Here is an 11,384-nt window from a genome sequence, read left to right on the forward strand (position 1 = left end):
GCGCTACGACGCTCCGGGGGCACCCGACTTGGCCGAGCAGTTGATGTCCCTGGCACGTGCCGCTGGCGTCGAAATGCAAAGCACCGCAGAGCAAGGCCTGGATCACGGGGCCTGGGTACCTTTGCGCTACATCTACCCGCAGGCCAAGATCCCCGTGCTGCCGCTCGCCTTCAATCCGCGGGCCAGTCCTGCCGAACAATTCGCCCTGGGCCGCTTGCTGGCACCCTTGGCCAGCGATGGGGTGTTGATCCTTGCCAGCGGAAGCATCACCCACAATCTGAGCCTGGTGTTCGGCACTGCCGAGCGAGTTCCAACCATCGACGCACCCGAGCACAACGCTTCGGCGGAGTTCCGCCAATGGCTGCTGACACACAGCGCCGGCCGCAACTGGCCGGCTTTGTTGGATTACCGCCGCCAAGCCCCCTTCGCAGCACTCATGCACCCCACCGACGAGCATTTACTGCCCTGGTTCATCGCCGCCGGAACTGGCGGTCCAAACGATGGACCTCAGCGCATTCATGCCAGCCTGACCTTCGGAACCCTGGGCATGGACGCCTACGCCTTTGGCCCCCATGCGGGTCGATTGGCCCGACTCATCGATCCAAACGCAAACCTATAATCCTCCGCACGCGGGTGTAGTTCAATGGTAGAACGGCGGCTTCCCAAGCCTCAGGCACGAGTTCGATCCTCGTCACCCGCTCCAGATGGCCGCAACGCGCCAACCCTTTCGACTTGGCCGCCACATGCTGGCGGCATGGATTGCACCCCGTCTCTTGAACTCTTCGCAGCCGAGCCGCAGCCCATGCGGTATGCCGTGCTTCACTGTGAAGTCATCGGCAGCGGCCGGCCCCAAGTCCACACTTGGCTAGGCCAATCACCCTCCCCTGCAGCAAGTCCTCGACACTTGTGTCAAATGTGAACGATACATCTCCGCTGTAAGCAATCGTTAGCGCGGAACAATTGCAGACCAATTGCACTCAGAATAGCGGCTTCTTTGACTGAGAGGAATGCGATGAGCATCGAAAGAACGCTACCCCAATTGCTGCTTGTGCTCGCCACACTGAGCGCTTCCCAGCTTGCATCGGCCCATGGCTACATCAGCGTGCCGGAGTCTCGTGCGGCCTTATGTCGCAGCGGCGGCAACAGTGCCTGTGGCGCGGTTCAATGGGAACCACAAAGCCTGGAGGGGCCCTCAGGGTATCCGGACCGCGGCCCAGCGGATGGTCAACTGGCCAGTGCAGGCCTGGTTCAGTTTGCACCGCTGGACGAGCAAACGGCGTCACGATGGACCAAGCGGCCCATGCAGGCCGGGCTGCAAACCTTCAGTTGGACCTTGACTGCCAATCATGTCACCCGCAACTGGCGCTACTACATCACCAAGCCCAATTGGAATCCCAATCTGCGACTGACACGCGCGGCATTTGAGAATCAACCCTTTTGCGTGGCAGATGGTGGCATGCGCCAGCCAGCTCGATTGACGACCCATCAGTGCCAAGTGCCGCCACGCAACGGCTATCAGCTGATTCTGGGGGTTTGGGAGATCGGCGACACGCCCAATACCTTCTACAACGTGATCGATGTGATGTTCCAGGATGGCGGCCCCGTCCCGCCAACACCGCCGCAGGCCACTTGGCAGCCCAAGGGCATGATCTTCCCCTCGGTGGATCTGAAGGCCGGCGACAAGGTCGCGACCCGTGTCTTTGACGGCAATGGCGAACGGCCCGACCTGCAAACCCGGCTGGCCATCAACAACGATACAGAGGGTGAACGCAACACCTGGCCCTTCTTGCTGGCCAGCCGTGTGAATGCCGAGCAAGCCTTGCTGAGAGCCGGCCAGATGGCGGCCAATGGCACGATCACTGCAGTTCAAAGCCAGAACGAAGTGTTTGTTCGCAAAGACAGCGGCCTATCACGCGTGGAAGTTCAGGTCGACAAAGCCCCGCCCCCGGTGGGCGCTGATCTGCTGGTGGCCGGCTTGGGCGCACAACACAGCATCCCCAGCAGCGGGCCCTTGAGTTTGAGCTTTAGCTTGACGGCGGTGGGTGAGATTGAAGTCAGTGCCAGCGTTTTCGATCATGGCGGCCAAACCAAGGGCATGAGCAACGCCAAGCTGAACAACAGCGGGCAGTCCATGCGCATCAGCATCGACAAACCCCAAGCGGGTCACCACCAGTTGGTGATCAAAGGTCTGGTCAAGGGCAGCGGCGCCCTGATCCAGAAAACCTATGACCTGATGTTTGTCGCCAAAGACCCTGGCCCTCCCGCAGGCGGCAGCTTTGACTACCGTTTCCCCGACGGATTGAAGAACTACAAAGCCGGCACCCGTGTGGTGCAGCCCAAGAATGGCGTGATCTACACCTGCCGCGCCTGGCCCAACAGCGGCTACTGCACGCAATGGAGCACGGGAGCAACGCAGTTCGAGCCCGGTGTTGGCAGCCATTGGCAAGAAGCCTGGATCGCTCGCTGACACCTGCTTTGCAGCCCCGCCGTGAGGCGGGGGGCCATGGGCTCAACTGCTGGACCCATGGCCGATCATGGCCTGAACGAGCGAAACGACTCAAGCCCAGGGCCGCAAAAATTTGCGCCCCTCATCACCAGTCCTTGCGCTCCACAATGCGCCGCCCGCCCTCGATGAAGCGGCCATGTAAATCTTCGATCTGCTCACGCAAGCGCTCAGCATGCAAAGGTGCCAGGTGTTGCCCGTGATGGGCCAAGGTCGCCCGGGCCAGGTTGATGATTCGGGCGTTCAGACTCTTGTTTGCCAGGGCCAGCAAGGCATCCATGGTGAGCTGATGCTGTTTGCTGACCAGATGCGCCATTGCATCCCGCGCCGCTTCATTGGTCGCCGCGGCGGCTTTGTGGACCACCGCTTCCAATGAGCTCAGCGGGGAGGCGGCCATTTCAAGCAAGCATGTGCGCGGGCGCGAAATGGCGAAGCGCTGCGCCGACCGCTCGGCCCAAGAGCGCGCCTCAGGCACCGCCTGCTGTCCCGCGCAACGGGCGATGAGTTGCAAGAGATTGCAAGCCATCTCAAAGCTGAACTCGGGGTTGTTCAACTGAGCACCGAGCTTGCCCAACACAAGCAAGGCGGCTTCTTGGCGACGCAGGATCAAGGCCAGCGCACCTTCCAAGGTCAGTTGCAACATCTGCAGTCGAAAGCTAGAGGCCGGGTAGCGCGCCACGGCTTCCTGAACGCACTTCAAGGCGCGTTCACACTCGTCCGCATCGCGCAGATCGATGCAGGCGATACCCAGGGCAACAACCCCCTGGTAATCCAGTGCACGCGAGTAATAACCGATGCTGAGCGCAGCCCCCAGATGTTTGGCAGCCGCCTCGCTGAAGCCCATGAACAGTTGCAAAGAGCCCAGCTTCTGCAAACGTCCGACATTGCCAGGCGTGATCTGCACCGCCTTGCTGAACATCTCAACCGCCGCTGAGAAATCCATTTCTTCCAGCAAAGCGCGGCCATAGACATCGTAGGCATCGACATAGGCCGGGTTCTCGGCTAACAGGGTTTCCAGCGTCCGGCAAGCCACCTGGGTGTCTGCATTGGCCAGGTCGATTTTGGCCAAACCGAGTCGAGCCCAAGGCACGGCCTTGAAGCTCAGCAAAGCTTCGAACATGCGCCGCGCCGCATCGATCTGCCCCAATCGCAGATACAGCTCAGAGCCGATGCGCGCCGCATAAACGCGGTAAGTCACGCTGGCAGAAAAAATGTCCTCGCACAACTGCGCCGCCGCAGCAAAGTTGCTCGCCTCAATGGCGGCAAACACTTCGCGAAGCGCATGCTTGCGCTCCAGAATTACTTGCAGGCGTTCGTCAAACTGGCGCGCCGTGAAGGGCTTGAGCAGATAGTCATCCAGGGCGCCTTCAAGCGCATCGGCCACATGGTGGTAGCGCGCTTCATCGGTGACCATGATGAAGGCCGTCTGCATCGGCAAACCCTTGGCTTGGCGCAATTCATCAAGCAAGTCCTGCCCGGTCAGATCGTGCGCGCTCTGCCGCGAGAAATGAAAGTCGGTGATGATGATGTCGTAAGGCGGCACCGCATCTTTGATCATGCGGCGCGCGCCCTCCGGGCGGCGGGCCGAATGCACATGCTGCACACCCAGGTCTCGCAGCATGGTGCTGAGTACCGAACGCGTCAGCTCACCTTCGTCAATGATCAAGGCCCGCAAACGGCTGACGTCCACACCGCCGGGCAGACCCCCCATCCTTTTACTCACGGCCGCCTACTCCTTGGGTCAGACTGAATTGTCGATCAGCGCGAGCGGCCGGTCTGCCTCCTTGGCAGGGTTTATTTGCGCACAATTCGACCCGACTGAATCTGATTCGTTGCAGCGGGGTTCTCGCTCAACCACTCGACCATGGCGTCGATGTCCACGCCAAGGCTGACCCGGTCGGTGCCTTGGCGCAGCACGCTTTGGCCATCACCGCCCTCGGCCATGAAGTTGTTCACCACCAAACGGTAGGTGCGTGCCTCATCCAAGGGCAAGCCGCCCACGCTCACATCGCCGAGCTGGGCCGTGCCATCCGCCGCTTGGCTCCACTGGTAGCGCAGGCTGCTGGAGACCTGCAAGAGTCGCGCCGGTGCATCGCCTTTGGGCAGCTGTCGCTGCAAGAGCTCACGCAGCTGCGCGCCGCTCAGACTCATCACCACCAGCTCATTGGCGAAGGGCTGGATCGCGAACAAATCGCTCATCGTGACCGGACGCCCCGCTTCAACCACCAGATCGGCCCGAATCCCACCCGGGTTCATCAAGGCCAGATCTGCCGCACCACGCTTCTTGGCGTAGGCCAGCTGCGAATCGGCCACCAAGTTACCCAGCGCCGAATCGCCGTAAGGCGCTTGTGCAAAGCGTTGAGCGCCGCGCTCCAATTGCGCGACCGGCTTGTTGCGCACGGCGGCCGTCAGCTCGGCAGCTCGCTGCACCAAGGCCACAAAGGCCGGGTTGGGCGCATAAGTCGATTGCAGCACCGGATGGTTGATCGCATCGGCACGCAAGACCTTGCCCTGTGCGTCCACGCTCAATCGGCTTTCCGTCACCCAGCCGCCATAACTGCCCGCCTGCACGAGCAGACGCCCATTGATTTTGCAGGTGTAGGCCTGATGGGTATGGCCGCTGATGATGATGGCGTAAGCCGGGTCCAAGCGCTTGGCAATGTCCACACCTCGGCCCTGCAAACCCGGGCATTCATAGCTGGGGTCATTGGCAGCACCTTTGTGAGTGGCGCCCTCGTGCATCACCGCCACCAAGACTTGCGCGCCTTGGGCGCGCAGCTCCGGCACCAAGGCATTCAGCGTGTCCGCCTCATCGGCAAAGCGCAGCCCGACGATGCTCTTGGGCACGACCACCATCGGCGTGTCTCGCGTTACCGCGCCGACAAAAGCCAGCTTCAAGCCGGCCACCTCCTTGATGACATGGCTGGGCAGCAAAGGCTTGCCCGACTGCGCGTCCAGGAGATTGGCCGCCAGGTAAGGAAAGCCCGGCCCTTTGAAACCCGGCCAGACACATCCGGCCTCGGCGCACTCACCCTTGGTCTTGCGCTGCAACTCTTGCAAGCCGAAATCCAATTCGTGGTTACCCAAGGCGCTGGCCACCAGGCCCAGTTCGCCCAAGGCAGCCAAGGTGGGCTCGTCCTTCAACAGGGAAGACAGCAAGGGCGAAGCACCGATCAAATCGCCCGCGGCCACAAACACGCTGTGCTCTCGATCGGCACGCAGCTTGGCCATGGCGGAGGCCAAATGCGCCACCCCGCCCGCTGCTTGAGGTTTGACTTCTCCGGTCTGCGCATCCGGCACACGCGGCATCAAGGGCGTGGGCAACTTGGCTTGAATGTGTCCATGAAAGTCATTGATCGAAAAAATACTCAACTCGCGGGGGGCTGAGGCCGGTGCGGCGCGATCCGGCTGCACCGCACAAGCCTGAAGCAGGGCCAGAACCGAAGCCACGGCCAGCGCCCCAGCACGTCGCGGCCATTTGCCCGCCCCCACGCCACCCGAGTAGCCCGCGGAATGAGTCAAGCGCGATTCGATGTTCATGATGGAGTCAGCCCTCGGGCCGCGAAAAAATAAGAAATAAAGAGACGGCGCCCCCGGATCGGCCGCCTTGCATGATTGCACCAGTCTTGTGCACCTGGAACCGATCCATGACCGGGCCAAAAAGGCCCGCCACCACCGCCGGTTCTTCAAGGCGCGCGATCTTAGCGCCGCATCGGCGCCCGCCAGAAGGCAGCAGCTGTCGCAAAGAAGCAACAAGCCAAGGACATATCCCCCGACCGTCACGGAATTTCAATACGGCCTTGTCACACTTCGTCACACAAGCAAGGCTCGCCAAAACTTTGTGTTTTTCCGTGCTTTCTCGGGTAATTGCTAGGCAGTGTCGGCGCATCAAGACGGGCAGACTTAGGCCCTGCGACCTATTCGGGGGGTGTACGGGCTGAGATCAAACCCAGCACAATGCCTCAGCAAACAAGTTTTCTTAGTCATCAGTTAACAAGCGCAAACGTTTACGCCTGATTTTCAGCCTCGATACAGCCCTGTGCTGGTGCGATAGCCGAACCGTTCGGCTGTTTTTGGGGTCAAGACGTAAACGTTTGCGAAGTCTTTGGTGTTTGTGTTTGATCAATCTGTTTTTGCGCGTTGGGTCGCGTATTTTTTTGGAGTAATCCCGTGAACAAAAAACAATGGATGAGCTTTTCGAAGACGGCGCTGAGCGCCGCCGTGGCCATCGTCATCGCCGGCCCAGCGCTGGCCCAACAAAGCGTCAACGCCGCCACTGAAGCCAGCGACGACGGCATGCCCCGCGCCAAGGAAGACAAGGTTCGCCTAGGCACCATCACCATCGTCGGCGAAGGCGGCAAGCTGGGCGCCGGCCAGATGCTCAACGAAGATGCGGTCAAGGGTCGCAGCACCATCACCAAGGCTGCGGTTGAGAAAGACCTCTCCACTGGCAACCCATACCAAGCCCTGGCCCTGCTGCCTGGCGTCAACACGTTTAACCACGATTCCACCGGCCTGTTCGGCGGCGGCATGACGGTGCGCGGCTTCGGCTCCGACCAACTCGGCTTCACCGTCAACGGCGTGCCCGTCAATGACTCGGGCAACTACGCGGTCTACCCGCAGCAGTATGTGGACCAGGAAAACGTCTGCACCCAAAGCATCACGCAAGGCAGCCCGGACGTCGAATCACCGCACTCCGGCGCCACCGGCGGCAGCGTCAGCATCAACTCCTGCGATCCCGAAGACAAGCGCCGCTTCCGCTTCGGCCAAACTTTGGGCAGCCTGAACCTGACCCGCACCTTCCTGCGCATGGACACCGGCCGTTTCGCCGACGACAAGCTGAAGGTTTTCCTGAGCTACTCGCACACCCAAGCCGACAAGTGGAAGGGCGAAGGCCAGGCCAAGAAGGATCACATTGACTTCGCCTTCCGCTGGGATCTGAGCCCCGACTCGACCGTCCTTGGCTCGGTGCTGTACAACCGCGCGGTCAACAACAATCTGCTGGCCCCGACCCTGGCTCAGCTGAACAGCAACGGCTACAAATTCGACTTCTCGTCGACCTTCACCCCCGGCCACCTGCCTGGCGTGAATGGCACAGCACAGAGGGAAACCGGCCCCAACCCGTCGTTCTATAAGCTGTCGACCAACCCGTTCGAAAACGTCGTGGCCTCGGTGTCCGGCTCCTTCAAGCTGGCTGAAGAAACCTATCTGAAGATCCAGCCCTACCTCTGGAAGGGCTACGGCACGGGTGGTAACCAACAGACCACGCTGTCTGAAACCGCGTTCCTGAACACCGCCACGGGCAAGACTGGCGCTGGCGTTGACCTGAATGGCGACGGCGACAAGCTGGACACCATCATCGTCGCCCGCGGCAGCGTCACCAAGACCTCGCGCCCCGGTGTCACCGCCGAGCTGAACAAGACTCTGGGCAATCACCAGCTCAAGTTCGGTCTCTGGTACGAACGCGCCGAGCATCGCCAAACTCAACCTGCCGTGGCCGTGGACGCCAATGGCAACAGCGCCGACATCTGGCTTCGCAATGGCCACATCCAGCGCCCCGACGGTTCGGACTATCAAGGCCGTGACTGGCTGAGCATCAGCACCGCTTCACAAGCCTATGTGGCTGACAACTACAGCTTCATGGGCGACCGAGGCATGTTGTCCTTGGGCCTGCGCGTGCCGCAAGTGACCCGTGACGTCAGCAACTACGCCAACGAATCCGTCACCACCGCCTACAACATGAAGCGCAGCTTCTCCGAAGTGCTGCCGCAAATGGGCTTGCGCTTCAATGTGGACAAGAACAGCCAAGTGTTCTTCAACGTGGGCAAGAACTTCCGCGCGCCACCGAACTTCGCGTTCACCGGAAACAACGTCAAGCTCAACACCACCAGTGGCCAGGTCGATCTGGTGACGGCCACCAAGGCCGAAACCTCGATCATGACGGACATCGGCTTCCGCATCCAAAACAAACAAGTGTCCTTCTCGGCCACTTTCTTCCAGGCGGACTTCAAGGACCGTCAAGCCAATGTGTATGACGCGGCCACCGACAGGAGCACCTACGCCAATGCCGGTCGCGTCACCAACCGTGGTGTTGAATTGGAACTGGGCAGCGCTTCCTACAAGGGCTTCACCGCCTATGGCTCGATGTCGCTGCAGAAGAGCAAGATCCTCGACGACATGTCGGCAACCAAGAACCAGATCATCCCGCTTTCCGGCAAGCAGTTCACGCTGACACCTGAGACCATGATCGCCACCTCGCTGCAATACCAAGCCGGCCCGCTGTACGCCCGCGTCAAGGTGAAGTATTCGGGCAAGCAGTACGCCACCCTGATGAACGACGAAGTGGTACCGAGCTACACCACGGGTGACTTCGCTGCAGGCTACACCGTCGGCAATGTTGGCCCAATGAGCAACACCCAGCTGCGTTTCAATGTCAACAACATCAGCAACGCGCAGTACCGCAACCCGAACTCGGGCACCGTGGTGAACGCCAAGCCGGTTGGCACCACGCCCGCCGGCACGGTGTCCTACTTCCTGGGTGCCCCGCGCTTCTTCTCCATCCAGCTGAGTGGCGATTTCAACTGATAGCCACTGGCTCATCAAGCAAAGCAAAGGGCAGCGAAAGCTGCCCTTTTTTTGTTGCTCGAGGAAGGCGCAAAGCTTGCTGGGAACAACACGCGCTTCCGTCTAAGTTCCTACTTCTGGATATCACCCAGGCAGAGGTATTTGATCTCCACATAGTCGTCCATGCCCTGGTGCGCGCCTTCACGGCCCAGCCCGCTTTGCTTGACGCCGCCAAAGGGCACTTCGGCGCTGGCGATCAAGCCGGTGTTGATGCCCACCATGCCGTACTCCAGCGCCTCGCCGACACGGAAGACGCGGCCGATATCGCGGCTGTAGAAATAGCTGGCCAGGCCGAACTCGGTGTTGTTGGCGAGGGCAATCACTTCCGCCTCGGTCGAGAACTTGAACACCGGGGCCAGCGGGCCAAAGGTTTCTTCGCGTGAGCAAAGCATCGCCGGGGTCACATCGGCCAAAAGCGTCGGTTCAAAGAACTGCGCGCCCGCCTCGGTGGCTCGCTTGCCACCGACCAGCAGCCGCGCACCCAGCGCCATGGCGTCCTCCACATGCGACTCCACCTTGGCCATGGCCGCCTCATCGATCAAGGGGCCCACATTCACACCGGGCTCAAAGCCATTGCCCAGCTTCAGCGCCCCAACCTTGAGCGCCAGCCTCTCAATGAACGCCTCGTACACGCCCTCTTGCACATAGAGGCGATTGGCGCACACACAGGTCTGGCCGGCATTGCGGTACTTGCTGGCGATGGCGCCCTCCACCGCACTGTCCAGGTCGGCGTCGTCAAACACGATGAAGGGCGCATTGCCGCCCAACTCCAGCGACAGCTTCTTGATCGTCGGCGCGCATTGCTTGGCCAGGATGCGGCCCACCTCGGTGGAGCCGGTGAAGGATAGATGGCGCACCACATCGCTGTCGCACAGCACATGGCCGATGGCGATGGAGTTGGCCGCGTCGGCGCTCAGCACGTTCAAGACGCCGGCCGGCATGCCGGCACGCTGGGCCAGCTCGGCCACCGCCAGCGCTGACAAAGGCGTGGCTTCGGCCGGCTTGATCACCACGGTGCAACCGGCTGCGAGCGCCGGCGCCACCTTGCGGGTGATCATGGCCACCGGGAAGTTCCAGGGCGTGATGGCCGCGCAAACACCCATGGCCTGCTTGATGACCAGGTAGCGTTTGTTGTTGTCGGTGGTGGGGATGGTTTCGCCGTAAACCCGCTTGCCTTCTTCGGCAAACCACTCGATGAAGCTGGCGCCGTAAACCACTTCGCCACGCGCTTCGGCCAGCGGCTTGCCCTGCTCGGCCGTCATGATGCGGGCCAGATCATCAGCATGCTTCATCAAGAGCTGGTGCCAGCGCATCAAGATGCCGGCGCGCTCCTTGGCCGTCTTGCTGCGCCAGGGGCCCAGCGCCCGATTGGCGGCGGCGATGGCGGCCTCGGCTTCGCTGGCGCCCAGGTTCGCCACCTCGGCCAGCAAGGCGCCAGTGGCGGGGTCGTTGACGGCAAATCGTTCATTGCCGCTGACCCATTCGCCATTGATCAAGGCCTGCGTGCGCAGCAGGCTGGCGTCTTCGAGTTGGCTCAGCGGTGAAGTCTTGGCATCCATGAAGGGTTCTCTCTGTTCTATCTGCGGTTCTTGAGACAAGACTCTAACCGTTTCGACGGGGGCTCAGCGAAGGGCCCGCCCCTATAATCAAAAGCTCCGAAAAATCAAGTATTTACTGCGTCCAAAGGTGATGAGCCAGGGCGCGGTTCCAGCAGAAAGCCCGGGAATGAAAGCAGCAGAAATACGTCAGACCTTTCTGAAGTTCTTCGAAAGCAAAGGTCATCAGATCGTGGCCTCCAGCCCGGTCGTGCCGGGCGACGACCCCACGCTGCTGTTCACCAACGCGGGCATGAACCAGTTCAAGGACGTGTTCCTGGGCTTTGACAAGCGCGCCTACACCCGCGCCACCACCAGCCAGAAGTGCATCCGCGCCGGGGGCAAGCACAACGACCTGGACAACGTCGGCTACACCGCACGCCACCACACCTTCTTCGAAATGCTGGGTAACTTCAGCTTCGGGGACTACTTCAAGCATGACGCGATCTCCTTCGCCTGGGAGTTGCTGACGACCAACTTCATGCTGCCGGCCGAGAAGCTCTGGGTCACGGTCTACGCCGAGGACGACGAGGCCTACGAGATCTGGAACAAGGTGGTGGGCGTGCCCGCCGAGCGCATCGTGCGCATCGGCGACAACAAGGGCGGCCGCTACATGTCCGACAACTTCTGGATGATGGGCGACACCGGCCCCTGCGGCCCGT

The 11,384-nt window shown here is 61.2% G+C and carries 7 protein-coding genes and 1 tRNA gene; 5 read left to right on the plus strand and 3 right to left on the minus strand.

Annotated features, from left to right (window positions below; genetic code table 11):
* The 3 genes from ACOVRJ_RS17620 to gbpA all read left to right on the plus strand — a co-directional run.
* On the plus strand, positions 1 to 619 hold a 619-nt coding region (locus ACOVRJ_RS17620; protein WP_422045139.1), incomplete at its 5' end, for a DODA-type extradiol aromatic ring-opening family dioxygenase.
* A 10-nt stretch (positions 620 to 629) separates the two neighbouring features.
* Positions 630 to 703: transfer RNA gene (locus ACOVRJ_RS17625), tRNA-Gly, on the plus strand.
* Between the two features lie 309 nt (positions 704 to 1,012).
* Positions 1,013 to 2,467, plus strand: coding sequence for an N-acetylglucosamine-binding protein GbpA (gene gbpA / locus ACOVRJ_RS17630; protein ID WP_422045140.1), 1,455 nt, complete (start codon positions 1,013 to 1,015; stop codon positions 2,465 to 2,467).
* Between the two features lie 124 nt (positions 2,468 to 2,591).
* Here the strand turns inward: gbpA and ACOVRJ_RS17635 are convergent, their stop codons facing one another.
* Together ACOVRJ_RS17635 and ACOVRJ_RS17640 are read right to left on the minus strand one after the other, a co-directional pair.
* Positions 2,592 to 4,226, minus strand: a complete 1,635-nt coding sequence (locus ACOVRJ_RS17635; RefSeq protein ID WP_422045141.1) for a response regulator — start codon at positions 4,224 to 4,226, stop codon at positions 2,592 to 2,594.
* Positions 4,227 to 4,297: 71 nt separating this feature from the next.
* Positions 4,298 to 6,043 carry a bifunctional metallophosphatase/5'-nucleotidase gene (locus ACOVRJ_RS17640; protein ID WP_422045142.1) on the minus strand — a complete coding sequence of 582 codons (1,746 nt, stop codon included), beginning with the start codon at positions 6,041 to 6,043 and terminating at the stop codon, positions 4,298 to 4,300.
* Positions 6,044 to 6,673: 630 nt separating this feature from the next.
* Between ACOVRJ_RS17640 and ACOVRJ_RS17645 the strand changes: the two genes are divergently transcribed.
* Positions 6,674 to 9,088 (plus strand): TonB-dependent receptor, encoded by a 2,415-nt coding sequence (locus ACOVRJ_RS17645; protein WP_422045143.1) that lies wholly within the window; start codon positions 6,674 to 6,676, stop codon positions 9,086 to 9,088.
* Between the two features lie 110 nt (positions 9,089 to 9,198).
* Here the strand turns inward: ACOVRJ_RS17645 and ACOVRJ_RS17650 are convergent, their stop codons facing one another.
* Entirely contained in the window at positions 9,199 to 10,686 is a 1,488-nt protein-coding gene (locus ACOVRJ_RS17650) for an NAD-dependent succinate-semialdehyde dehydrogenase (RefSeq protein ID WP_422045144.1), read from the minus strand.
* Positions 10,687 to 10,852: 166 nt separating this feature from the next.
* Between ACOVRJ_RS17650 and ACOVRJ_RS17655 the strand changes: the two genes are divergently transcribed.
* On the plus strand, positions 10,853 to 11,384 hold a 532-nt coding region (locus ACOVRJ_RS17655; protein WP_422045145.1), incomplete at its 3' end, for an alanine--tRNA ligase-related protein.

The organism is Roseateles sp. (assembly GCF_049240545.1).
Lineage (GTDB): Bacteria > Pseudomonadota > Gammaproteobacteria > Burkholderiales > Burkholderiaceae_C > Paucibacter_A.